The sequence below is a fragment of the Haemophilus seminalis genome (genome assembly GCF_006384255.1).
GTDB classification, from domain to species: domain Bacteria; phylum Pseudomonadota; class Gammaproteobacteria; order Enterobacterales; family Pasteurellaceae; genus Haemophilus; species Haemophilus seminalis.
Map to the genome: position 1 here is coordinate 115,260 of NZ_VCED01000005.1, position 25,469 is coordinate 140,728.

25 protein-coding genes are annotated in these 25,469 nt (G+C 38.1%); 19 read left to right on the plus strand and 6 right to left on the minus strand.

Features of this window, described 5'->3' with window-relative positions:
• Positions 1-10: 10 nt before the first annotated feature.
• The 12 genes from FE813_RS07835 (at position 11) to FE813_RS07895 (ending at position 10,098) form a co-directional block, all read left to right on the plus strand.
• Positions 11-670 (plus strand): tetratricopeptide repeat protein, encoded by a 660-nt coding sequence (locus FE813_RS07835; protein WP_139990129.1) that lies wholly within the window; start codon positions 11-13, stop codon positions 668-670.
• A 36-nt stretch (positions 671-706) separates the two neighbouring features.
• Complete coding sequence (locus FE813_RS07840) at positions 707-1,768, plus strand: tetratricopeptide repeat protein (RefSeq protein ID WP_258038744.1); 1,062 nt, start codon at positions 707-709, stop codon at positions 1,766-1,768.
• A 109-nt stretch (positions 1,769-1,877) separates the two neighbouring features.
• A complete protein-coding gene (gene prfA / locus FE813_RS07845) occupies positions 1,878-2,960 on the plus strand; it encodes a peptide chain release factor 1 (RefSeq protein ID WP_180978718.1) in 1,083 nt (360 codons plus the stop codon).
• A gap of 52 nt (positions 2,961-3,012) precedes the next feature.
• Positions 3,013-3,453 carry an RDD family protein gene (locus FE813_RS07850; protein ID WP_180978714.1) on the plus strand — a complete coding sequence of 147 codons (441 nt, stop codon included), beginning with the start codon at positions 3,013-3,015 and terminating at the stop codon, positions 3,451-3,453.
• Positions 3,453-4,331: a peptide chain release factor N(5)-glutamine methyltransferase gene (gene prmC, locus FE813_RS07855; RefSeq protein ID WP_139990132.1), complete on the plus strand. Its 879-nt coding sequence runs from the start codon at positions 3,453-3,455 to the stop codon at positions 4,329-4,331. The genes FE813_RS07850 and prmC overlap by 1 nt, the downstream gene beginning before the upstream one ends.
• Positions 4,331-5,134, plus strand: a complete 804-nt coding sequence (locus tag FE813_RS07860; protein ID WP_065264705.1) for a SirB1 family protein — start codon at positions 4,331-4,333, stop codon at positions 5,132-5,134. The genes prmC and FE813_RS07860 overlap by 1 nt, the downstream gene beginning before the upstream one ends.
• Positions 5,135-5,148: 14 nt before the next feature.
• Positions 5,149-6,003, plus strand: a complete 855-nt coding sequence (gene kdsA / locus FE813_RS07865) for a 3-deoxy-8-phosphooctulonate synthase (RefSeq protein ID WP_139990133.1) — start codon at positions 5,149-5,151, stop codon at positions 6,001-6,003.
• A gap of 88 nt (positions 6,004-6,091) precedes the next feature.
• The gene (locus FE813_RS07870) at positions 6,092-6,466 is read left to right on the plus strand and encodes a helix-turn-helix domain-containing protein (RefSeq protein WP_139990134.1); all 375 of its coding nucleotides are present in this window, start codon (positions 6,092-6,094) and stop codon (positions 6,464-6,466) included.
• 245 nt (positions 6,467-6,711) lie between these two features.
• Positions 6,712-6,795, plus strand: a complete 84-nt coding sequence (locus FE813_RS10815) for an IS3 family transposase (RefSeq protein ID WP_139990170.1) — start codon at positions 6,712-6,714, stop codon at positions 6,793-6,795.
• A 114-nt stretch (positions 6,796-6,909) separates the two neighbouring features.
• Entirely contained in the window at positions 6,910-8,865 is a 1,956-nt protein-coding gene (locus FE813_RS07885) for a site-specific recombinase (RefSeq protein WP_139990135.1), read from the plus strand.
• Between the two features lie 55 nt (positions 8,866-8,920).
• Positions 8,921-9,295 (plus strand): transposase, encoded by a 375-nt coding sequence (locus FE813_RS07890; RefSeq protein ID WP_139990136.1) that lies wholly within the window; start codon positions 8,921-8,923, stop codon positions 9,293-9,295.
• Entirely contained in the window at positions 9,292-10,098 is an 807-nt protein-coding gene (locus tag FE813_RS07895; RefSeq protein WP_180978715.1) for an IS3 family transposase, read from the plus strand. Before FE813_RS07890 ends, FE813_RS07895 begins: the two co-directional genes overlap by 4 nt.
• A 61-nt stretch (positions 10,099-10,159) precedes the next feature.
• Here FE813_RS07895 and FE813_RS07900 read toward each other — a convergent pair whose 3' ends face one another.
• Positions 10,160-10,600 (minus strand): LexA family protein, encoded by a 441-nt coding sequence (locus tag FE813_RS07900; protein ID WP_139990138.1) that lies wholly within the window; start codon positions 10,598-10,600, stop codon positions 10,160-10,162.
• Positions 10,601-10,887: 287 nt separating this feature from the next.
• Between FE813_RS07900 and sstT the strand changes: the two genes are divergently transcribed.
• From sstT to FE813_RS07915, 3 genes are all read left to right on the plus strand, one after another.
• Positions 10,888-12,132, plus strand: coding sequence for a serine/threonine transporter SstT (gene sstT, locus FE813_RS07905; protein ID WP_009500594.1), 1,245 nt, complete (start codon positions 10,888-10,890; stop codon positions 12,130-12,132).
• A gap of 120 nt (positions 12,133-12,252) precedes the next feature.
• Positions 12,253-12,861 carry an NAD(P)H-dependent oxidoreductase gene (locus tag FE813_RS07910; RefSeq protein WP_139990139.1) on the plus strand — a complete coding sequence of 203 codons (609 nt, stop codon included), beginning with the start codon at positions 12,253-12,255 and terminating at the stop codon, positions 12,859-12,861.
• The gene (locus tag FE813_RS07915; protein ID WP_139990140.1) at positions 12,861-13,412 is read left to right on the plus strand and encodes a TorD/DmsD family molecular chaperone; all 552 of its coding nucleotides are present in this window, start codon (positions 12,861-12,863) and stop codon (positions 13,410-13,412) included. Before FE813_RS07910 ends, FE813_RS07915 begins: the two co-directional genes overlap by 1 nt.
• Positions 13,413-13,459: 47 nt before the next feature.
• Here FE813_RS07915 and FE813_RS07920 read toward each other — a convergent pair whose 3' ends face one another.
• Positions 13,460-14,014 (minus strand): NAD(P)H nitroreductase, encoded by a 555-nt coding sequence (locus tag FE813_RS07920; protein ID WP_139990141.1) that lies wholly within the window; start codon positions 14,012-14,014, stop codon positions 13,460-13,462.
• 97 nt (positions 14,015-14,111) lie between these two features.
• Here FE813_RS07920 and sppA point away from each other — a divergent pair, with 97 nt between their 5' ends.
• Positions 14,112-15,965 (plus strand): signal peptide peptidase SppA, encoded by a 1,854-nt coding sequence (sppA, locus tag FE813_RS07925; RefSeq protein ID WP_139990142.1) that lies wholly within the window; start codon positions 14,112-14,114, stop codon positions 15,963-15,965.
• Positions 15,966-16,030: 65 nt separating this feature from the next.
• Here sppA and mnmC read toward each other — a convergent pair whose 3' ends face one another.
• Complete coding sequence (mnmC, locus tag FE813_RS07930; protein ID WP_065265006.1) at positions 16,031-18,043, minus strand: bifunctional tRNA (5-methylaminomethyl-2-thiouridine)(34)-methyltransferase MnmC2/FAD-dependent 5-carboxymethylaminomethyl-2-thiouridine(34) oxidoreductase MnmC1; 2,013 nt, start codon at positions 18,041-18,043, stop codon at positions 16,031-16,033.
• A 148-nt stretch (positions 18,044-18,191) separates the two neighbouring features.
• On the opposite strand from mnmC, the gene fabB reads away from it, so the two are divergent.
• Positions 18,192-19,412 (plus strand): beta-ketoacyl-ACP synthase I, encoded by a 1,221-nt coding sequence (fabB, locus tag FE813_RS07935; RefSeq protein WP_065265005.1) that lies wholly within the window; start codon positions 18,192-18,194, stop codon positions 19,410-19,412.
• Between the two features lie 61 nt (positions 19,413-19,473).
• Here the strand turns inward: fabB and FE813_RS07940 are convergent, their stop codons facing one another.
• Positions 19,474-19,737: a GrxA family glutaredoxin gene (locus FE813_RS07940; protein ID WP_005628952.1), complete on the minus strand. Its 264-nt coding sequence runs from the start codon at positions 19,735-19,737 to the stop codon at positions 19,474-19,476.
• 116 nt (positions 19,738-19,853) lie between these two features.
• Between FE813_RS07940 and FE813_RS07945 the strand changes: the two genes are divergently transcribed.
• The gene (locus FE813_RS07945) at positions 19,854-20,762 is read left to right on the plus strand and encodes a RimK family alpha-L-glutamate ligase (RefSeq protein WP_139990143.1); all 909 of its coding nucleotides are present in this window, start codon (positions 19,854-19,856) and stop codon (positions 20,760-20,762) included.
• Positions 20,763-20,818: 56 nt separating this feature from the next.
• On the opposite strand, the gene hypF is transcribed toward FE813_RS07945, so the two are convergent.
• Positions 20,819-23,089, minus strand: coding sequence for a carbamoyltransferase HypF (gene hypF, locus FE813_RS07950; RefSeq protein ID WP_139990144.1), 2,271 nt, complete (start codon positions 23,087-23,089; stop codon positions 20,819-20,821).
• 85 nt (positions 23,090-23,174) lie between these two features.
• The gene (locus FE813_RS07955) at positions 23,175-24,401 is read right to left on the minus strand and encodes an ATP-binding protein (RefSeq protein ID WP_139990145.1); all 1,227 of its coding nucleotides are present in this window, start codon (positions 24,399-24,401) and stop codon (positions 23,175-23,177) included.
• A 429-nt stretch (positions 24,402-24,830) separates the two neighbouring features.
• Between FE813_RS07955 and FE813_RS07960 the strand changes: the two genes are divergently transcribed.
• Positions 24,831-25,430, plus strand: coding sequence for a 4Fe-4S dicluster domain-containing protein (locus FE813_RS07960; RefSeq protein WP_046938549.1), 600 nt, complete (start codon positions 24,831-24,833; stop codon positions 25,428-25,430).
• The last annotated feature ends 39 nt before the right edge of the window (positions 25,431-25,469 follow it).

Below are 25,469 nucleotides of genomic sequence, written 5' to 3' on the forward strand. Positions count from 1 at the left end.
GGAAATTAAAATGAAACTCACAAAAAACCTTTTAACCACCGCACTTTTCGGTGCTTCTGTATTTTCTTTTCAATCCACCGCTTGGGCGGATACGCCTGTGCAACAATTCCAACAAGGTCTTGAAGCAACGACGAGAGGCGATTATCAAACTGCCTTTAAACTTTGGTTGCCTATGGCGGAGCAGGGATATGCAGGTGTTCAATTTAATTTGGGTGTGATGTATGAAAATGGACAAGGGGTAAAACAAGATTATTTTGAAGCGTTGAAATGGTATCGCAAAGCGGCGGAGCAGGGAGATGCAAAGGCTCAATTTAATTTGGGCTTAATGTATGGCAACGGGCGAGGCGTAAAACAAGATGATTTTGAAGCGGTGAAATGGTATCGCAAAGCAGCAGAGCAGGGGGATGCAGATGCTCAGGTTAATTTAGGTTCGGCTTATAGTGCAGGGCGTGGTGCCAAACAAGATGATTTTAAAGCCGTAAAGTGGTTTAAGAAAGCAGCGGAAAATGGTAGTAAAGATGGGCAGTTTAAATTAGGTCTGTCGTATCTTATTGGACGAGGTATTCAGAAAGATAGAACTCTCGCCAAAGAATGGCTTGGTAAGGCTTGTGATAATGGCGATCAACAAGGTTGTGAGTTTTACGGTAAGTTGAATAGAGGGGAGATGTAATACCACGTTTACAGCTCATATTGGCGAGTAAAAATTGTGTTTTATTTAATTATAAGTCTAATAAGGATAAAAATAATGAAGAAAAAATTAACCTTAGCCGTTTTATTATTAGCAGTAATTGGTGGCGGAGCAGTGTATTTTACCCAATATTACCCAGAACAGGCAGAAATTCGGAAGTTGGAACGTTTATTAGAGCGTGAACAGCATTATGCAGATATAAAGGCAAGCGAGGAATTAGAAAACTTTCCTGCTGAGCGTTTGCGTGTATTGGCTGAAAAAGGTTATCCAGCTGCACAATTTCAGTTGGCTAAAATCTATAAAAGTAATGATCAAGAAGAATTTGCTAAAAAATGGTATGAGAAAGCTGTGGCACAGAATTATGCTGAGGCTTATTATCAATTATCGAATTTATATAAGCAAAGAAAAGATGAATACCTTGAAAAAGCTATTCAATTAGGAAGTTATAATGCGAAAGATTCCCAGGCACTCCGCTTGCTTGCTAAAGGAGATAAATTAAGTGCAATAATGTTATTGACCCAAAACGCTGAAGCAGGATTTCCAGCGTCTCAAGCACATTTAGGAAATGCCTATTTTTATGGTGATGGTGTGCAACAAGATTGGCAGAAAGCATTTTATTGGTATAGTGAAGCTTATAAAAATATAAAAATAAATAGTTCATCTGATTTTTTTCTACTATTACTTGGACGTGTAGATTTTGATATTTACCAAAATCTAGCCACGCTTTATTTATTAGGTTTAGTTAGTCCAAAGAATGAGGAAATGGTTGAAGAACTACTGAATAGATGTAATGAACATTCGACTTGTAAAGAGAAAAAAATTACTGATATAACCGATTTTAAACTGAATATTCTTAGTCGTGATGATTTACCAAAACAACCTGAGCTTCAAGAAAAAATCGAAGCGATTAAAGAAGAATTGGTGTTAAGTAAAGATCCGAAAGTGTTAATTAAGCTAGGCGAGTTGGAAAAAGATAAATCCAAAGCCAAAAAATACTTTGGCGATGCTTGTGATTTACGCAGTCAAGAAGGGTGTGATAAATATCGTGAGCTTAATCAAAAAGAAGACATCAATAAATAGTGGGTAAATCACAAATAAAGCGTCTGAGATTCTTAATTTCCTTTTCGCTGTCAATTTTCCCTAAAATCGGCTAGAATACGCCGATTTTATTTTCGGTGACTTATAAATGATGAAAGATTCCATTATTGCAAAATTAGAAAGTTTAAAAGAACGTTATGAAGAGCTAGAAGCCTTATTGGGCGATGTTTCTGTAATTAGTGATCAGGATAAATTCCGTGCGTATTCTAAAGAATATTCACAACTTGAAGAAGTGGTGAAATGTTTTAATCGTTGGACGCAATTAAATCAAAATATTGAAGAAGCTGAAATATTGCTCGACGATCCTGAAATGAAAGAAATGGCGCAAATGGAAATCGAAGAATCCAAAGCGGAAATTGAAGAAGTGGAACAACAACTTCAAATTCTTTTACTGCCGAAAGATCCTAATGATGAATATAACTGCTATTTAGAAATCCGTGCGGGAACAGGCGGTGATGAAGCGGGTATTTTTGCGGGTGATTTATTCCGTATGTACAGTCGCTATGCTGAAAGTAAACGCTGGCGTGTAGAAATGCTAAGTGCTAATGAAAGTGAGCAAGGCGGTTATAAAGAGGTGATTGTTAAAGTCACTGGCGAAGGTGTGTATGGTCAGTTGAAGTTTGAATCTGGCGGTCATCGTGTGCAACGCGTACCAAAAACTGAATCACAAGGGCGTATCCACACTTCTGCTTGTACTGTTGCGGTAATGCCAGAATTGCCTGAATCTGAAATGCCAGAAATTAATCCAGCAGATTTGCGTATTGATACTTATCGCTCATCAGGTGCAGGTGGTCAGCACGTAAATACGACGGATTCTGCGGTGCGTATTACACATATTCCAACAGGTATTGTGGTGGAATGTCAGGATGAGCGTTCACAGCACAAAAATAAAGCGAAAGCAATGTCGGTATTAGCGTCACGTATTGTTCAAGCAGACCAAGAACGCCAAGCTGCAGAACAAACAGATATGCGCCGTAACTTATTAGGTTCGGGCGATCGTTCTGATAAAATTCGTACATATAATTATCCGCAAGGTCGAGTAACAGATCACCGTATCAATCTCACTATTTACCGTTTGGATGAAGTGATGAATGGTAAAATTGATGAACTGATTCAGCCGATTATTACCGAATATCAAGCGGATCAGTTGGCGGCATTGTCTGAACAGAATTAATGATAGGGGCATCTGATTTCAGATGTCCTTTTTAACTTTACAGGGAAATAAAATGATCATTGAAAATCAAAAAGATGCTGAATTTTCTTCTGCTTTCAAGCCTTCTCAACCTGCTCAAGCAAGCCGTTTTAAACGTTGGCTTGCGAGTATGATTAATGGGCTTGTACTTTGGGTGATGGTTGCTCTCGGTTTTGCATTGGGGGATTTTGCCGGTGTAGTGGGGACGATTGTATATGCTGGTTTTCAGTTATATTTCATGAAAACTTATGGTCAAACAATAGCAAAACGCTGGTTAGGCTTGCGTGTATTTAATTATCATACCAATCAGCCTGTTGAATTTGGTAAATACATCGGCCGTGAGATTATTGATATTTTATTGGCGTGGACGAGTTTCTTATTGATTATTAGCGGTATTGTTGCACTTGTGCGCGATGATCGTCGTTCTTTAACTGATTTAGTGGCTGGCACAATTGTGTTAAAAGACGAAAAATAATGAATTATAAAGAATGGCTGGCACAAGCGATGGCGGATTTAGCACAAAAAAATCCCTCTGAAAATAGTAAAATTGATGTACTTGTGCTTCTTCAACATGCTACTGGCAAATCGCGTACGCAAATCCTTGCTTTTGATGATACCGAGATTGATGAAAAAGTGCGGTTAAAATTGACCGCACTTTTAGATCGTCGTCTAAAAGGCGAACCTATTGCTTATATTCTTGGTGAAAAAGAATTTTGGTCGTTGCCGTTAAATGTCTCAAAAGGCACCTTAATTCCAAGACCAGATACTGAAATTTTAGTGGAAAAGGCATTACAAATTGCTTTAGAAAAATTACAAGAAAATCCACCGCACTTTCGTATTCTTGATCTTGGCACCGGTACAGGCGCTATCGCGTTAGCATTAGCCTCGGAGCTTTCCTCTATTTGTCAAAAACAGCCGATTTCATTAGAAATCATTGGTGTTGATCTTATTCCTGATGTTGTGGCGTTAGCTCAATTTAATGCAGAAAGAAATAAGTTAAATGTGCAATTTTTGCAGAGTCGTTGGTTTGAAAATATAACAGGGCAGTTTGATCTTATTGTTAGTAATCCGCCTTATATTGATGCTCAAGATGAACATTTACGTCAAGGTGATGTGCGTTTTGAACCCCTTTCTGCATTAGTTGCCAATGATGCGGGGTATGCTGATTTACGTCATATTATTGAATTAGCACCGAGTTATTTGAATTCTAATGGCGTATTATTACTTGAGCATGGATGGCAACAAGGCGAAAAAGTGCGGTCAATTTTCCAAGAAAATCATTGGGAAATGGTTGAAACCGTGCGTGATTATGGCGACAATGAGCGCGTCACTTTAGGTTTTTGGAAGAAGTAATGAAATATTATCGACGTGCGTTATACGATCAATTTGTGCATTTTTATAATACCATCTCAGATGATGGCACATCAGAAGCGCAACTTCGGGGAAAAATCGGTGGGTTTGTGCGTCGAGCGCGTAAAGAAATTTCGCCAGATTGGCCGAAAGAAGAGCAGATTCATCAGTTACTACAGCTATTTTATGGTGATTGGGGCTTTCATTGTGATTCAGAAGAGTATTTCTACGCGCGTAATTTATATTTGCCTTATGTGTTGGAGCACCGCCAAGGAATGCCAGTGACGCTTGGGGCAATTGTGCTTTATTTAGCCGAGGTATTGGATTTGCCGATTTACCCGGTAAATTTCCCAACACAGCTCATTTTACGTGCCGAAGTAAGAGATGAAGTGGCTTTTATTGATCCTTGGGATGGCACTTATATATCGCAAGAAAAATTACAGCAACTTTATGAAGGGGCATTTGGTTTTGGTGTGCAAATTCAAGCTGAAGAACTTGATAGAGCCGATCTTTCTTTGCTTTATTCTCGTTTTGAGCAACTGGCGAAGAATTCGCTCATCCGCGAAGAGCATAACGACATGGCATACCGTTATATTGAGAATTTACTGATTGGCAATGATGAAGATCCTTATCATATCCGCGATCGCGGTTTAGTTTTAGCTCAGATGGGTGCCTATCCTTCAGCATTGAAAGATTTAGAATTTTTTGTGGAACGTTGTCCGGAAGACCCAACTGCGGCTTTAATCCGAACTCAACTTTTAGAACTTAAGGGCGAGATTGATAAAGATACTTTTCCCCTCCATTGATTTAAGGAAAATTTATGCAAAATAAAATTGTAAAAATTGGCAATATTGATGTTGCAAATGACAAACCTTTCGTGCTTTTTGGCGGAATGAACGTTCTTGAAAGCCGAGATATGGCAATGCAAGTGTGCGAAGCCTATGTGAAAGTGACGGAAAAATTGGGCGTGCCTTATGTGTTCAAGGCTTCTTTTGACAAAGCGAATCGATCATCTATTCATTCTTACCGTGGCCCAGGTATGGAAGAAGGATTAAAAATTTTCCAAGAATTAAAAGATACATTCGGTGTAAAAATTATTACCGATGTACACGAAATCTATCAATGTCAGCCTGTTGCAGATGTTGTCGATATTATTCAACTTCCCGCCTTTTTGGCGCGTCAAACAGATCTCGTTGAAGCGATGGCAAAAACAGGCGCAGTGATTAATGTGAAAAAACCACAATTTTTAAGCCCTGGTCAAATGGGTAATATTGTGGAAAAAATCGAAGAATGTGGTAACGATAAAATCATTCTTTGTGATCGTGGTACAAACTTTGGATACGATAATTTAATTGTGGATATGCTTGGCTTCAGCGTTATGAAAAAAGTATCTAAGGGTAGCCCGGTTATTTTTGATGTAACCCATTCGCTTCAATGCCGTGATCCATTTGGGGCAGCATCAGGTGGCCGTCGTGCACAAGTAACCGAATTAGCGCGTTCAGGTTTAGCGGTAGGAATTGCAGGTTTATTCTTAGAAGCGCATCCAAATCCAAATCAAGCGAAATGTGATGGCCCATCTGCATTGCCTCTTTCTGCGCTTGAAGGCTTTGTGTCTCAAATGAAGGCGATTGATGATTTAGTAAAATCTTTCCCAGAATTGGATACTTCTATCTAAGAAAATATTTAAGCAAAAGTGCGGTTAATTTTGACCGCACTTTGATCTGCACCCCAAAAACCTGGACACCTATTTTGAGGTGCAGATTATGTCTTACTCTTATCCATTTCGTTTGAAAATTATCAAACTCGTCACCGAGCAGGATTATGGTATCCGTGAGGTGGCTAAACTTCACCAAATTTCCCATTCTCTCGTCATTTATTGGCTAAAAGCATTTCGGGAAAGAGGACTTGATGGCGTAAAATCGCATTATACAAACCTTCAAACCCCGAAAATAGTGAAGCCAAAGATGAAAAAGAAAGACATTGAAATTCCAGAAACCACAGACTTTTCACCTAAAGCGTTTAAAAAGTTACAACGAGAGCTCGCCTTGGCTCGTGCGGAGATTGCTTACCTAAAGGAGTTGGAAGCGCTCGACCGTCAAAAACAACGACAGAAAAAAGAAAAATCATTGAAAGCTTGAAGCCAAGCCACGCGTTAAATGATTTACTTCGAGTGGCTAAAATGCCTCGCCAAGCTTTTACTATAAAGAGATTAAGCGAAACTATCACGAAGCTAAAGATGCTATTTTATCGCCGTATAAAAAGAACAAAAACCGAGATGGTTATCGCCCCATGACGCTCAAATTACGCCAAAAGGTAAAGCGGTGCAAAGTATGAGTCGCCGAGGAAATTGCTACGATAATGCGGTGATTGAAAGTTTTTTGCGATACTAAAATCAGAGTGTTTTCACTCACGGACTTATCATTCAATTGCTGAATTACAGGCTGAAATTGAAGAATATTTAAGTTAACTAACCTGTCCAACTTTTTGGGGGGCAGATCGCTTTTTCCGTTAATTTTTACTTTATCCAACAGCGCTGTATAATGTCACGCTTTTGAATATAAACGATATGAGGGGGAAGCTCATGATTAAAATCGATACCTTACCGCAATTTTTGCGTAACAAAGTGGCGGAAAACGATGCCTTTGGTCTCGTGGAGGGCTTGTGCCAATTATTACGTAGCAGCCCCACAGAAAAAATTTCTCCGACCTTGCATTTGTTTAAGTTTATCTTAAAGAAAGATAAAGAATTAGGATGTTCTGTTTCGAAATTATTATGTGGTTGGTTATGTGGTTTACGCCTTTATCCCTTGTTTATTAGTAGCGGTATTCTTACACGAGGCGGTTTTGGACAGGAAATGAAAACGCGTATTTATGAGCGTTTTAACCCCTCTTTTAAAGATATTAATGATTTACGTGATATTTTTTATTTATTGTTTAGTGATAAAAATGATGCGCGCTGGATTGATGCCGTCCCATTAAAAACGTGGCGAGGCGTATTTGGCGTTTTAACCCGTTATACAGAACAAAAAGATCGGGAACGTTTAAAAAATCATATTGAAAGTGAAGGGCTATTTGCCATAGAGATGCTTTCAATTTGGATTGCAGCTGAAGATATGGATCCTGAGCTGATGCGAATGGAACCCTCTCTGTTAAATGCTGATTCACCTTTTGTTGCTTTACACCATGAGGTGGTTGATTGGGTAGCAGCGCGTCGCCAATCAATAGATTTTGATGATAGCCATTTACAGGTAATGTTTGATCAATGTAAGGCATTGATTATTGGCTTACAGAAACGTGGGGCAGTAGTGGGGTCTTCCTTAAATACAGCGTATTTATTAGAACGTCTTTCCCAGACTTTAGAACGATTAGAAACGTTGATGGCAATTTTTGTTTCAAATCGCTATTTACCGCGTCGAATATTGTTATTAACGGGTTGTTTTGCCCGTGCAGCTGCAGAGCGACATAGTATTTCCCGATTATGGAAACAAAGCTCAGGATTAATTTCACGTAGCATTACCCAAAATGCGGGCGATCATGGCGAGCATTACATTACGCGAGATAAAAAAGAGTACTGGGCAATGTTTTATTCTGCGGCTGGTGGTGGTGTATTAATTGCACTGATGGCGCTATTTAAAACCTATTTAGGCAGCATTATTGATGATAAAGTTTGGAAAGGTCTTGCCGAAGGTTTAAATTACGGCTTCGGTTTTATGGTGATCTTTATGTTGCATTTCACGGTTGCAACCAAACAGCCAGCCATGACAGCTGCTCGTTTTGCTGAGGCAGTAGAGAAAAATCCACAAGGCAAAACATTAAATATGAAATTAGCCCAGTTATTAGTGGATGTATTTCGTTCCCAAAGCGTGGCCGTTTTAGGCAATGTAGTAGTTGCTATGGGATTAGCGGCATTAATTGCTTTTGTTTATCAACATCAAACAGGTGAACCATTGATGAATTCAGAGAAAATAGCCTATCAATTACACCGTATTGATCCTTTAGATGGTTCTTTATGGTTCGCAGCTATTGCAGGTGTATGGTTATTCTGCTCCGGAATTATTTCTGGCTATTTTGATAATCGTAGCAATTATTTGAATATGCGCATGCGTTTAGTACAACATCCGTTATTAAAAAAATTGATGTCTGAGAAGTCTCGCGTTAAATTTGCTAATTATATGCATGAGAATTATGGCTCGCTTATTGGTAACTTCTGTTTTGGTATGTTACTTGGGCTTACCGGTTTAGTGGGATATTTAACTCATCTCCCGTTAGATATTCGTCATGTTGCATTTTCATCAGCGAATTTAGGATATAGTGCAGTCAGTGGACAATTTGCCTATCCATTCTTTTTACAATGCATTGCTTTTGTGTTGCTGATTGGTTTAGTGAATTTAATGGTCAGTTTTTCATTGACACTTTGGGTCGCACTGCGCTCTTTAAATACGGAAATTGACAGCTGGTGGGCAATTTGGCATGAAGTTTGTCAAATTGTGAGAAAACGTCCATTAAGCTTATTTCTTCCTGTTCAATTAGATAAATAATCGGCTTAAGTGATCTGCACCCCAAAACCTGGACACCTAATTTGAGGTGCAGATTATGTCCTACTCTTATCAATTTCGTTTGAAAATTATCAAACTCGTCACCGAACAGGATTATGGTATCCGTGAAGTGGCTAAACTTCATAAAATTTCCCATGCTCTCGTTATTTATTGGCTAAAAGCATTTCGGGAAAGAGGGCTTGATGGCGTAAAATCGCCTTATGCAAACCTTCAAACACCGAAAATAGTGAAGCTAAAGATGAAAAAGAAAGACATTGAAATTCCAGAAACCACAGACTTTTCACCCAAAGCGTTTAAAAAGTTACAACGAGAGCTCGCCTTATTTAGAGCGGAGATTGCTTACCTAAAAAAGTTGAAGGAGCTCGACCGTCAAAAACAACGACAGAAAAAAGAAAACTCATTGAAAGATTGAAGCCAAACCATGCGTTAAATGATTTACTTCGTGTAGCTAAAATGCCTCGTTCAAGCTTTTACTATAAAGAGATTAAGCGAAATTATCACGAAGCTAAAGAAGCTATCTTATCGCTGTATAAAAAGAACAGAAAACGAGATGGTTATCGCCCCATGACGTTTAAATTACGCCAAATGGGTTTTAATTTGAATCATAAAACGGTGTTAAAGCTGATGAACGAGTTAGGGATTCATTCCATTTTACGCAAGAAAAGATATGGGAAACGTGGAAAAACATCGCATATTGCCCCGAATTTACTGAATCGTGATTTTACAGCGACGGCACTCAATCAAAAATGGGTAACGGATGTAACGGAATTTCAGGTTGGGCAAGAAAAGCTTTATTTTTCACCGTTAATGGACTTGGCTAACCGAGAAATTATTGCCTATAATTTTGCGACACGCCCGAAGTTTTCATTGGTAAAAAAGATGTTAGAACAAGGGCTTAGTAGGATTAAACCAACAGAATGTCCGATTATTCATAGCGACCGAGGTGTATTGTATGGCTCGGCGGAATGGGTAAAGATGTTGAAGGGTAAAGCGGTGCAAAGTATGAGTCGCCGAGGAAATTGCTACGATAATGCAGTGATTGAAAGTTTTTTTGCAATATTAAAATCAGAGCGCTTTTACTCTCGAACTTATCATTCAATTGCTGAATTACAGGCTGAAATTGAAGAATATTTAGTGTATTACAACCAAAAACGAATTAAACTTGGTTTCAAAGGATTGAGCCCAGTGCAATACCGAGCTCAATATTTAAGTTAACTAACTGTCCAACTTTTTGGGGGGCAGATCAAAATCACCGCACTTTTTTATTTGCTTTTAACTATGCTGCCCATTTCATTTTATCGCGACGTTTCATTTGGTGAATCGTATTGGTTACTGTGCCGACAATAGGTAAATTCGACCAATCTTTTGTATTTATATTTGGTGTAGTGGAATCCAATGACATGAAAAGGTAATTGCCGTTATGCGCCATAAATTCATAGACATGAAATTCATTGTTTTCTTCAAGTACAACAAGATCACCTGAATAAAGATCGTCATTTTTTTCGACGACTAGCATATCTCCACTTTCAATTCCCCAAGCTAACATGTTTGGATTGGTGACATGAATAAAACAGGTCTGCTTTGGACGTTTGATACAATAAAGATTTAAGTCTAGTTTTTTATTGAATTTAAGGCTGTCATCCATATCATTGAAAAAAGGCAGTGGATTATAAGAAAAATCCATTTCATATTGTGCAGTCAAAGTTTGGTTGTTCATTCTCTTATCTCCTGTTAAATAATATGGATAAATAACCTTTTACCTTGTTTTTTTGTACAGTTAAATTTTACTGGTGTTTCATACAGGGTGTCAATAGGTTAAATAAAAAATTTTTTTATAAGTATGTTTTTAAAAAATATCTAATAAATTCAGAAAAAAGTTCACTTATTGGATAAAAAATAACAAAAAATATTTTCTTTCGATAAGAATTTACGCTATCTTTAATTCCCTTGTAGGTGGATTGGTAACAATCTGAAGTTAAATTTATTAAAAAGAAAGATAAAAGTATGAACACATCTCGTTTATTTCGTCTGTTATTCCAGGGCAATTTAGTAAAAAGAATTGCGACTGGTTTAGTTCTAGGGATCATTATTGCGCTTGTTGGACCTGCCCTCGAAGGTGCTTTAGGTTTTAATATTGCGGAAAAAGTGGGCGTTTTAGGTACCATCTTTGTTAAAGCATTGCGTGCTGTTGCGCCAATTTTGATTTTCTTCCTTGTTATGGCTGCGCTTGCAAACCGTAAGATTGGTACGAAAAGCAATATGAAAGAAATCATTGTGCTTTACCTTCTCGGTACATTCTTAGCAGCGATTGTTGCAGTTATTGCGGGTTTCGTATTCCCAACGGAAGTGGTTCTTGCAACGAAAGAAGATGCAAGTTCAGCGCCGCAAGCTGTTGGCCAAGTTTTATTTACCCTTATTTTAAATGTGGTAGACAATCCATTAAATGCGATTTTCAAAGCAAACTTTATTGGTGTATTAGCATGGTCTATCGGTTTAGGTTTAGCGTTACGTCATGCATCTGATGCTACTAAGAACGTATTATCTGATTTTGCAGAAGGTGTATCAAAAATTGTTCACGTCATTATTTCTTTTGCACCATTTGGTGTATTCGGTTTAGTGGCTGAAACCTTATCTGATAAAGGATTAGTCGCATTAGGCGGTTATGTGCAATTACTTGCAGTATTAATCGGTACAATGTTATTCACTGCTTTTGTTATTAACCCAGCATTAGTTTATTGGAAAATTCGTCGTAATCCGTACCCATTAGTATGGACTTGTGTACGCGAAAGTGGTGTAACTGCATTCTTCACTCGTAGTTCTGCGGCAAATATCCCAGTGAATATTGAATTAGCAAAACGTTTAAACCTTGATGAAGAAACTTATTCTGTTTCTATTCCATTGGGTGCGAACATCAATATGGCGGGTGCTGCAATCACGATCACAATTTTAACGTTAGCGGCAGTACACACATTAGGTGTGGAAGTATCTTTTGTTAGTGCGATTTTATTAAGTATCGTGGCTTCTCTTTGTGCTTGCGGTGCATCTGGTGTGGCAGGTGGTTCATTATTATTAATCCCATTAGCATGTAGCTTATTTGGTATTTCTGATGATGTCGCTGCACAAATGATCGGTGTTGGTTTCATTATCGGTATTTTACAAGACTCAACTGAAACGGCATTAAACTCATCAACTGACGTATTATTTACTGCGGCAGTATGTATGGAAGAAGAACGTAAAAACGCAGCATAATGATGATGCAAATAAGAGAGCGGGCTATGCCCGCTTTTTTTATGTGATTTTATATGCAAAGTGCGGTCTATTTTGATAGACTTCTGCCACGTTTTATTTCCCTACAAATAGGTAAGAAAAATGAACCACTTAATTATTTTTGCTCACCCTAATTCAGAACGTAGTTTTGGGCGAGCGATTGCTAATCGTATTGAGCAAATTAGTCAAGAAAATGGTGTAAATGTATTTTTTCGTGATCTTTATGAAATGAATTTCAATCCAATTTTATCTCATGAAGAATTGCAGAATGCTAACAAAGGTGTTATTCCAGAAGATATCCAGCAAGAGCATAATTTTATCCTTCAAGCGGATTTAATTACGTTGGTCTATCCCCTTTGGTGGATGGGATTTCCATCAATTTTGAAAGGCTATTTAGATCGCGTATTAAGTCACGGCTTTGCCTATAAAACGGAAAATGGCGAATCAGTGGGATTGCTAAAAAATAAACAAATGCAGCAATTTATTACTATTGGCAGTAATCTTGATAAATATAAAGAATTTGGTGTGGATAAATCGCTTAATCATTGTTTAATTAATGGATTGTTTAATTACTGTGGCATTGAAAATGTCGAGTTTGAATTATTCGGTGATATTCATTTAATTGATGATGAGGCGCGTAAAGCAATGATTGAAGTTGCCGCTCAAAAAACACAAGAAAAATTGACCGCACTTTTAAAGGAAAAAGCGTAATGTCTGAAAAACAAATTAATAATTTTTCATTAATTAGTCGATTATTCGGTAATCTTTTTTATCGTTCTCCTACCGATGAAGTACTTGCAGGCGCGTTCACTTGGTTGCAACAAAAAGGTTTGAATCAAGTTTGGGCATTAGATACTGATAAAGAAAGTGAATTAGCGCTGAATAGCCTACAAGCTAAAATTGATCTCGATTTATTGAACCAAGAGTATCAAAAATTATTTGGTACCAATGGTAAAGTTATGATCTCTATTTCAGCTTATGGCATTGATGTTGAAGAATTTATGAATTTTCGCCTTGTACGCAATATGCCAGAAGTGGAAAGTGCGGATCATTTTGCTTTATTATTGCTTACCGCCTCTTGGCTTGAAGATAATTCGGATTCTTTAGTGGCCCAACAAGAATTGTTTGAAACCTTTTTATTGCCTTGTGCAGCGAAGTTTTTAACTCAAGTAGAAACTCAAGCAACTTTGCCTTTTTATCGTGCATTAGCCCTTCTTACACGAGAAATATTGGCAGCGATGGCGGATGAATTAGAAGAGTAGAGCAATATTTTGCCTTCCTCAGAGTTTCGAAGAAGGCAAGAAATGTTTTATAGATAGCTTACAAAATCTTTTGTCTCGATAACACGGTATTCGCGTTCTGCTTTCTCTATGCCCGTGCCAATCATGACTAACGCAATCACTCGATCTTGTTCACGACATCCGAAAGCTTCTCGTAATGCAGTGCCATTAACCCATTTCCCTGAAATCCATACATTATCAAATCCTTGTGCTTGTGCAGCCAGTTGTAATCCATAAGTTGCACAGCCAGCACTTAACATTTGTTCCCATCCAGGTACTTTAGCGATAGTTGGATCGACCTTTGCTACGACACCAATCACCATAGGTGCGCGATGTGCTAAATTTTCAGCTTTCTTTAATTTTTCTTCACCCAAATCAAATTCTACAACGGCAGCTTTAAGTAGCGTTTCTAATTTATTTAAGCTCTCGTTTTCCATTACAATAAAATGATAAGGATGTAATTTTCCATGATCAGGTGCACGCATTGCTGCTTGAAAAATTTGTTCTAATTGTTCAGCATTGGGCGCTGGTGCGGTTAATTTTTTATTTGATTTTCTTGTGGTTAAGAGGGTAAGTGCATTCATTGTATTATTCTCTGTCAATAAAAGTGCGGTAGATTATAGCATAGTTTTTGACAAGGCTTTGTGATACGCTAGCGCAAATTTTTTAAAGGTAATTCGTATGTTTCGAGTATTAAAATTATGTTGGAAAGCGCTGTGTTTCATTCGTGATCTCGTGATGAATGTGGTGTTTCTAGGTTTTGTCCTATTGCTAATGGCGATTATTAGCTTTTCAAGTGGTGGAAAAAAATCTACAACATTAACAGAGGAAGGCGGCTTATTGCTAAATTTAGATGGTTATTTAGCGGATAATCGTGATGACACACTTCGTTGGCAAGATGCGTTAAGTGAATTGAACGGTGAGTATGTACCAAGAAAAATTTCAACATTTGATGTTGTGTCAGCGATTGAGTATGCGCAACAGGATCCTCAAATTAAAGGATTAGTGCTCGATCTTAATCATTTTGAAGGAGCTGATTTACCTGCTTTAGATTTTATTGGTGCAATGATTAATCGCTTTAAAGAAAGTGGAAAACCTGTTATTGCTTATGCAGATAATTATACTCAGGGGCAATATTATCTAGCCAGCTTTGCGAACGAGATTTATCTTAATACAATTGGTCAGGTGGATATCCATGGTCTGGCGCAAGAGAATTTATATTTTAAAGATATGCTCGATAAATTGGCAGTGACACCACATATTTTCCGCGTAGGAACTTATAAATCAGCAGTAGAACCTTTTATGCGCAACGATATGTCAGTTGAGGCAAAAACGAATATGCAGCGCTGGTTAAATTTAATGTGGAATCACTATACCTCAATGGTAAGCGAAAATCGTCATATTAAATCAAATGAACTGTTGCCTGCGGCGAAACAATATTTAGCTGAATTGAAAACATTGAAAGGGGATTCGACACGCTATGCGCAAAAACGTGGTTTGGTGACCCATTTGACAACACGTTTTGATTTAGAGAAAAAATTAACCGCACTTTTTGGCAAAAATGCAGATGGGGAAGCTAATTTAGTCGCATTTGATGATTATTTAACACAATTCCCTGATCGTTTAACACCACAGGATAATTCGCCAAATAAAATTGCCGTAGTGAATGTGGAGGGCACGATTATTGATGGGGAAAGTGATGAAGAAAATGTCGGAGGAGATACCATTGCGCGTCTTTTACGAAAAGCTTATGACGATAAAGCTGTAAAAGCGGTGATTTTACGCGTTAATTCTCCAGGTGGAAGTGCATTCGCTTCGGAAATTATTCGACAAGAGGCTGAAAATTTACAGAAAATTGGTAAACCTGTTATCGTATCTATGGGAGCAATGGCCGCGTCGGGTGGTTATTGGATTTCATCTACTTCAGATTATATCATTGCCGATGCAAACACCATTACGGGTTCTATTGGTATTTTTGCGATGTTCCCAACTTTTGAAAATAGCATTAAGAAAATAGGAGTGAATGCTGATGGCGTTTCAACTACTGAATTAGCCAATACATCAGCTTTTTCTCCGTTAGCAAAACCTGTGCAAGATATTTATCAAACAGAAATTGAGCATGGTTATGACAGATTTTTGGAAATTGTCAGCAAAGGCCGTCAAATTTCAAAAACACAAGTAGATAAACTTGCTCAAGGTCAGGTTTGGTTAGGCAGTGATGCATTCCAAAATGGTTTAGTGGATGAGATTGGTTCTTTTAATGAAGCAATCAATAAAGCTGAACAATTAGTGAATCAACGTCAAGAAAAAGCAATGGAATCTTTTAGCGTAGAATGGTTGATAGATGATGATAGCAATAGTTTTGTAAAGACATTATTACACGATACGAAAAAAACAACGCAACGTGCTTTTTCTAGCTGGATAGGGATACCAGCTCCAATTCAAAAATTACAAAAAGAATTGAATGTATTAACTAAATTTAATGATCCTAAAGGACAATATTTGTATTGTTTGAATTGTGGAAGCGTGAAGTAAAATTTACGTTTATTATGTTAACAGCACAAGTTTAATACCTGTGCTGTTATTTTTTTGAAGTAAAATTATTTCACGACACTTCCTTTCAACCATTTTCTCACCCAAGCTCGGTTAGCTGAAAGATTATGTAATATAGCTTCGCTTATAGGCAATGGCTCGCCATAAATGATTGAAGCTAAGGTTTCACCTAAGAGTGGAGCGGAGGTAAGCCCACGAGAACCTAAGGCTGCCGTTAAGAAAAGATTCTGAAAATTGGCCGCACTTTGAATAGGTTGTTTACGACGGCGGAGGTTGAATAAATTGTAATAATCCGCTTGTTGCTGTTCAAAATGGGGTACGTTTCCAACCATTGGGGCAAGATCTCTTACAGAGCAGCGGATTCCTACACGAGCGAGATTGCCTGATGTATCCACATCCTGCGTCCAAGATTGGGCGATATTTTGTTGGAGTTTTTGTTGATTTTCTTGTTGTTCTTGTTCGCTAAAATGGCGATCAACATTATCACGAACATGGCTTGCGCCGATGCAATGTGAGGTTTTTAATTGATCGGCTGGAGTAAGATAGCCATCATAACAAAGCACTGATTTCAGTTTGAGTAAGTTTTCTGATGTTGGAATTTGGCTGACTTGCCCGCGGATAGGGTAGAGCGGTAGCTTTTCTGTTTGAACAAAATCAGTAATTTTATATCCGTTCGCAAGAATGATGACTTCATGGCAGTATTTTTGACCTTGCGTATTTTCTAGTTCCCAGCCTTTTTCTTGTTGAGAAAGTGCGGTAATTTTTTGTGAGGTTTTAATGACGACACCCTGTTTTTCAAGAAATGAAAAGGCATTTTGAACAAATTGTCTTGGTGCAAGCCAAGCCCCTTGTTCAATCCAACCGCCTTCGCAATTAAGCGGTAATCCCACTTTTTCACTGAATTGTTCAGCATTTAGCATTTGGAATATTTCACTCGGCAAACCAAGTTGAGAAATCTTTGTTAATTTGACCGCACTTTTTTCGTTGTAAGCACATAGTGCCACGCCACAAAATTCGTGTTCAAACGCTATGTTTTGTGCGATTGCCCAATCAAGTAATTGGCGACCGTAACTGAAAGCGTGCAGGTAAAAATCAACGGTGAGCGCATTATCATCGCTAAGTTGCGGATAAAATGCGCCTTGTTTATTGCCTGAGGCATTAAGTGCGAGCGCGTCATCTTCACAATAAATAGTGACTTTTGCCCCTCGTTTAACTAAGGAAATGGTAGTACAAAGAGAAGCAACACCTCCGCCGATAATAGCGACATCTTGTTTTTCCATTTTCGCAGGCTGAGCGAGATACCAAGGTGTAGAAAGTGCGGTAGATTTTGATTGTATTTTTAGCCCACTTAAGCATTCTCGTTTCTTGCCGAAGCCTTTACGTTTTGTCACATTAAAACCAGCGGATTCAAGTCCTTTTCTGACCGCACTTGCTGCAGTGAAGGTGGCAAAAGAACCATTGGGTTTCGTGAAACGGAACATCAGGTTATAGAGATCATCATTCCACATTTCAGGATTTTTGCTTGGCGCAAAGCCATCTAAAAACCAAGCATCAATACGTTCATTCATATAATCGCCAAGTTGTGGCAAGTTTTCTGATACATCACCAAACCATAAATCTAATGTTGTCTCTCCAAAATGGATACGATGGCAACCGAGAATCAATGAAGGCCAATAATGTTGCAAATGAACGCTTAAATCTTCAAACTGAGGATAGGCAAGATGCGCTTGCGAAAGTGCGGTAATTTTTAGCGGATATTTTTCAAAGGAAATAAAATTTAGGCATTTTAAAGGATGATTCTCATGTTGCTGGCGAAATTCACGGAATAATTGGGTTGCCGCAAAGAAATTTAATCCTGTACCAAATCCTGTTTCTGCGATAACAAAATTGGCTTCTTTGTGGGTCATCCAACGTTCCCAAAGTTGATTACCTTGTAGAAAAATATAATCTGTTTCTGCTAATCCATTTTCGTTAGAAAAATAGACATCATCGAATTGATCTGAGACGGGAATATGGTTTTGATTGAAGTGAATCTCAGCATGTTGGACACTAAAGGTCATTTTTTATTCCTTCCTTGCCTAATGAAATTTACGTATAATAACGCGATTTTCTAAACTGGTCGAACAAATGAATTATTGCTTGAAATATTTTTATTTCGTAGTAATTTTGAGCCGTTATTTTTACATATAAAACAATAAGGAAGAAGCAATGAGAAGAGCTGTAATTACAGGCTTTGGGATTATTTCAAGTATCGGTAACAATAAAGAAGAAGTATTGGCTTCATTAAAAGCAGGGAAATCAGGTATTGAAGTTGTGCCTGAGTTTGTAGAAATGAATATGCGTAGCCATGTTGCCGGAACAATCAAATTAAACCCAAGCGAGCACATTGATCGTAAAGTGTTCCGTTTTATGGGTGATGCAGCGGCTTATGCTTATCTTTCTATGCGTGAAGCGATTGAAGATTCTGGCTTAACAGAAGATCAAGTTTCTAATGATCGTACCGGTTTAGTGATTGGTGCGGGTACGGGTTCTGCACATAACCAGTTAGTGGCGTGTGATGCGGTACGTGGCCCTCGCGGTGTAAAAGCGATTGGTCCTTACGCTGTAACGAAAACCATGGCATCAAGTGTTTCTGCTTGTTTAGCCACCCCTTATAAAATCCGTGGTGTGAACTATTCAATCAGTTCAGCTTGTGCAACCTCTGCACATTGTATTGGTCATGCGGTTGAGTTAATTCAATTAGGCAAACAAGATGTCGTTTTTGCTGGTGGTGCAGAAGAATTATCTTGGGAATGTGCTACTGAATTTGATGCAATGGGTGCAGTTTCAACTAAATACAATGAAATGCCAGAAAAAGCATCTCGTGCTTATGACGCAAACCGTGACGGTTTCGTGATTGCTGGTGGTGGTGCAGTTGTAGTTGTGGAAGAATTAGAACATGCACTTGCTCGCGGTGCAAAAATCTACGCTGAAATTGTAGGTTATGGCGCAACTTCTGATGGTTACGATATGGTTGCTCCAAGCGGTGAAGGTGCAGAGCGTTGTATGAAACAAGCAATGGCAACTGTAGATACCCCAATTGATTACATCAACGTACATGGCACATCTACACCAGTAGGTGACGTGAAAGAATTAGGTGCAATCAAAAATGTATTTGGCGATAAAATCCCAGCGATTTCTTCAACTAAATCAATGACCGGTCACTCTTTAGGGGCTGCAGGTGCACACGAAGCAATTTACACGTTATTAATGCTCGATAATGACTTTATTGCACCAAGCATTAATATCGAAACCTTAGATGAAGCCGCTGAAGGTTGCAACATCGTTACTGAGACGAAAGAAAATGCGGGATTACAAACTGTAATGTCAAATAGCTTTGGTTTTGGTGGTACGAATGCAACATTAATTTTTAAACGTTATAACGGTTAAAACTCTTCTATGAAAAAAGCCACTTTCGATTAAAAGTGGCTTTTTTGTAAATTAAAAAAAATTAAGCAACGATACCAAATTGTTCTTTCATTAATGCTTCAAAATCAGTGCAACCACCGATTGGTTTTTCATCAATAAAGATTTGTGGTACGGTTTCTACTGGTTTACCAACAGATTTTGATAAATCTTCTTTAGTAATGCCTTCAGCATGAATATCCACATAACGATAGTCAAAATCAGCAACTTCGCCTTTTAATTTTTCAGCAAGGTTTTTTGCACGCACACAGTAAGGGCAGCCAGGACGACCAAAAATAACAACGAACATAAGATTTCCTTTTTTGAGTTAAAAATTCTAGGCAATTCTACCTGATTTTTATCGTATACATAAAGTGTTTTTATTCGTGTAATATACGGAACATCGTAGACAATGAGTTAAATATTATGAAATTACTAATGCTTTGCCGCGAACCTCGTCTTTACAGTTGCCAACGCTTAAAAGAAGCTGCTAAACGCCAAGGGCATGAGATGGATATTTTAGATCCGAGTCGATGTCTCTTAAAACTCTCACAAAATCCACCGCACTTTCAGATTTTTTATCAAGAAAATTCCGAGTCGAAACCTTATTTATTGCCTGATTATGATGCCATTTTACCTCGATTTGGTACAACGAGTACGCAAATGGGATGCTCAGTCTTACAGCATTTTGAAGGCAAAGGGACTTTTTGTTTAAATTCATCTCAGGCATTTTTAAATGCGCGTAATAAATGGAAAAGTTTGCAACTTTTGCTGAATGCTGGTGTTCCTGTTCCCAATTCACTTTTAAGTGGCAGTGAAGTGCAAGCTCAGGCGACGACACCTCATATCAGTTCGCCGACAATTTTAAAAACGCTAAATGGTTCACAAGGAATAGGGGTGATTTTGGCTGAAAAACCACAAAGTGCGGTGAGCATTATGGAAGCTTTTAAACAAACCAATATATCTATGTTGCAGCAAGATTTTATCGAAGAAGCGGGCAATGCAGATATTCGTTGTTTTGTGATTGGTGATCAAGTCGTGGCAACGATGCAGAGAATTGGACAAGATGGTGAGTTTCGGGCAAATTGCCATCGTGGCGGAAAAACCGAAAAAATTACCCTAAGCGATGACGAGAAACAGATAGCCATTAGAGCAACAAAAGCCATCGGTTTAGATGTAGCTGGCGTGGATTTAATTCATTCAAAAAATGGATTATTGGTTTTAGAAGTAAATGCAAGCCCAGGCTTAGAAATGATTGAAAAAACAAGCGGGATTGATATTGCCACTCAGATAATTGCTTATGTCGAAACGGCTATAAGCTGTCATGTGAAATAGTATTACTGGTATATTTGATAATAAAAGCGCGTGTTTAGTATTCCACGCGTTTTTTATTAGTCAGATAAATTTGCGGCTATCATTGTTTGCCCTAAACTCAACCCGCCATCGCCCATAGGGTATTGATGGGCACTTAACACATTAAATTCTGCTAAATTTTCTTTTAATAGTTTGCGTAATAGTTGATTATGCATCACGCCACCAGAAAGTACGATAGTTTTACAATGGTGATATAGGGCTTGTTTCCGCGCTAATTCTGAAAAGCCTTGTGCTAAGGCATAATGGAAAGCAAAGGCTTTATTAGCTTTAGACGTGTCGTAAGCAAGCCAGCTTTGCCAGAAAGTTGATAAATCTAATTGATTATCTTTAATTGCCATTTTAACGGGAATATTCATCGTGCTTTTGTTTTCTTTAATAAAATCAGATTGTGTAGCAAGCGCTTCTAAATGGCAAGCCGCCTCTCCTTCCCAAGAGAGTTTAGTCTCTGTAATCCCTAAACCATAGGCGACCGCATCAAATAATCTTCCTGCTGATGAGATAAGTGGTGAGTTAAGTTTTCGTTGAATCGCATTGGTGAGGGGCTCCCAAGGTAAATGAGAGCAAGTTTTTGTTGCAAATGTCTGCCAATGAGGAACAAACTGTTGTAAATGGGCGATCCAATTACGCCAAGGTTGGGTTGCTGCAAGATCACCGCCAGGTAAAGCTACGGCAGGTAATCCACCAAGATGTTGGCAAGTTTCTCCCTCTATAAGCAAACATTCTCCGCCCCAAAGTTGTCCATTCGCGCCCATACCAATACCGTCTAATGCGATGCCAATAGCTTTTTCCTTGCAATGATGTTCGGCTAATACGGCTGTAATATGTGCATGATGATGTAAGACGGTGACATAAGGAATAGAAAATTTTTTTGCCAGATTTTTGCCTACTTTTGATGAAAAGTAGCCAGTATGAGCATCAATCGCAATTAAATCTGGTTTAAATTGATAAATCTGACAAAATAAATCAATGTTATTTTCTAATTGTTGTTGTATCAGTTCATTCGCTGTGTCGCCAATATGTTGGCTGACAATGGCTTTATTTTGTTTAAGTAGGCAAAAGGTATTTTTAAGATCGGAACCCAATGCCAAAATATTTTTTTCATTTTGGGTATTTAGGACAATTTCATCGGGTACATATCCTCTTGCTCTACGTAAGGTTTCCACACCGTCAAAGGCTACACGAACTAAACTATCATCTGCGCGTTGTAAAATATCACGATTATGGCAAAGATAGAAATCAGCCAAATGACTTAATTTTTTTACCGCATTTTGGTTGTCTAGTACGGGCGGTTCTCCACTCGGATTGGCAGACGTCATCACAAGTGGTTGATTTATCTCTCGTAAAAGTAAATGTTGTAATGGATTACTTGGTAACATAATGCCGATTTCATTTAGATTAGGGGCAATATTTTCTGCTAAATTAGGCACTTTATATTTATTTAATAAGACGATTGGTGCTGCTGTGCTAGTGAGTAATTTAATTTCAGCTGGCGTTAGGTTTTGTAGAAAATCTAAACTAGGCACCATTACGGCAAGTGGCTTGCTAGGTCGATGTTTACGTTCACGTAATAATTGAACGGTATGAAAAGCTTGTGCATCACAGGCTAAATGGAAACCACCAATGCCTTTTATCGCAATAATTTTACCTTTTTTGAGTAAATCAGCAGTTTGTTTTAGCGCATTTTCATGTATTGAAAGTTGTTGATATTGATCTTGTAACCAAATGTGTGGCCCACAAACGTTACAAGCGTTAGGTTGGGCATGAAAACGACGATCTGCGGGATTTTTGTATTCATGTTCACAATCAGGGCAAAATGGAAAATCAGACATAGAAGTATTTTTACGATCGTAAGGGATTTTTTTTATGATCGTAAAACGTGGGCCACAGTGAGTACAATTTGTAAAAGGGTAGTGATAGCGGCGATTTTGAGTGTCAAACAAATCAGCGATACAAGCAGAACAGGTTGCCGCATCAGGTACAATTTGTGTATCCATGTCATTATTTTCACTTTCACGGATAACAAATTCTGAAAAGTGCGGTAAATCCTCCCAATATTTTTCTTGCTGTTGGATATCCGTAATTAATGCTAAAGGAGGAAGTTTTGTCTGTAAGTCCTGTAGAAAAGCAGTAAGACTCTTTTCCTCTGGTTCGATAAAACGGATGAGTACGCCTTGGCCATCATTATTGACATCGCCTTTTAATCCATATTCATTGGCTATAAGCCATACAAACGGGCGAAATCCCACGCCTTGTACTTTTCCTTTTATACGTAATTCGATTCCTTTCATCATTTTTCCTGATGTGATATTGAGTGTATTTATAGTAACTTGAAATAGAAAAGTGAAATCTGATCTTTGTCAAAATTTGTTATTTTTAAATCCACCACACTGGCAATGCCACCAAATCTTCTGCAAGCCATAATTTTTGCGGATATTGATTAATAATCACGCCGTTCCCTATTTGGATTTCATCGGGCGGGAGATTATCTTTCAAAATACCAAAGGCTTTTGTCATTTTCTTGTTGGGGCTGGCAGTAGTCTTAATTTCGATGGGGTAGAGTGTGCGATTATGTTCAATCAAAAGATCGATTTCTTTTTGATTGGTATCGCGATAAAAATAAATAGGTGGCTCAATGCCGTTATTGTAGAAAGATTTAATGACTTCACTTACTACAAAAGTCTCAAAAAATTGACTGCTCTTTGCCCCTTGTTGAATAGTTTCCGGTGTCAACCATTTAGTTAACCAAGCCATTAAACCAGTATCCATCATATAAACTTTCGGAGTTTTGATTGCACGTTTTAGATGATTGTTGTGATACGGCTGAAGCAGATAAATGATGCCTGATGTTTCGAGAATTGTCGTCCAGCGTTTAATGGTATCAACGGAAACACCAACTTCTTGCGCAACATTGCTGTAATTTAGTAATTCACCACTTCGTGCGGCGATAGCGATCATAAATCGCGTGAAATCAGTGATGTTGGTGATATTGGTGAGTGCGCGTACGTCTCGTTCAATATAGGTGGAAACATAGGATGCATAATAAATATCCCAGCTGGTTTCTTGTTGATATAGGCGTGGCATATAGCCTTGGTGGATAATTTGCCAAATATTTTCTACAGGTTTAATAAGTCTTTCGCGCGTGTTGAGATAATCCATATTGGGCAGAAAAGGCGAATAAAACACCACATCTTGAATTTCACGCAGAGAAAATCCTTGTAATTTTAATACTGCAATACGACCCGCTAAGGTTTCGGTAACATTTTGCATCAGTTGAAAAGCTTGTGAGCCAGAGAGCAAAAAGAGCCCATTGATTTTTTGTTTATCAATGGCAAGTTTTAAACAGGAAAATAATTCAGGCGCATATTGTACTTCATCAAGGATTAATTTGCCTTGATGGTTGAGCATAAATAGGGTTGGTTCGTTACGTGCTTGATCGAGTAAGATAGGATCATCAAAGGTAATATATTGATGTTCTTTGCTGATATGCTGTAACAACGTGGATTTTCCTACTTGGCGTGGGCCAGTAATGAGAATTGCTGGAAATTGTTTTATCAAAGTTTGCAATAAAGGTTGTATTTGACGTGAATAAAAATCTGACATGATGAAAATTAAGTTTAATTTAAGATTGCATAGTAAATTAAACTAAAAAATAGATAAGAAGTAAAGATAAAATCAGTTTAATTTAAGATTATATCGTAAATTAAACTTAAAATTGCCACAATTTCACATTTAAGTATCGACCTAAATGAAACATTATCAACAGCATTTTAACATTCCATTAATAATTATAATGCTAATTAATTCAATTGCTTACAATCATAACCTATGGAAATAAGAGTCAATCTCAATAATTATTTTACGCATTAAAAAATCGAAAAAATTTATGATCTCAGTCAATAAAACAATTGTTTTACTCTAGTCTGGGTAACTCCGAAGGAGTATCCTTATTTCCAGAGTGGTTATTGGACGTTTGGGTGTAATGCCCTCCACTTACTTTCTGTTTCTATCTATTATAATTTGGGGGAAAATATGAACCGTTTTGTTATAGGTGATCCGAAAGATTGCATTGGATGCAATACCTGTATGGCTGCTTGCAGCGAAGTACACAAAGCTTTTGGATTACAATCCTTTCCGCGGTTACAAGTAATGCGCAACGACGATATTACTGTGCCGATCTTATGTCGTCATTGTGATGATTCACCTTGTGCTACAGTATGTCCTGTGCACGCGATAAAGCATGATAATGACACCATTCAACTCAATGAAAGTTTATGCATTGGCTGTAAACTTTGTGCTATCGCTTGTCCATTTGGGGCGATTACACAACATGGTAGCGCACCATTAGATGCACCAAACCATTATGACAGTTTTTCTTTCACTGATGCGGTAAAACGTGATATTCGCACTGCACCAAATAATACCGATGTTCACAATATGCTTGCATGGGAACCAGGTGTAAAAGCTATCGCAGTGAAATGCGACCTTTGCTATTTCCGTGAAGAAGGTCCTGCTTGTATGCAAACTTGCCCAACCAAAACTTTATTTTTAATTAGTGATGAGAGTATCGAACAAGCAAATCGCAAAAAACGCGAAATGGCAATGATGGGTTCTCCTGTCGTGCCAAGATAAAAGTTTATTGTTTGTTTACTCGTTAATCAATGGAGTGAA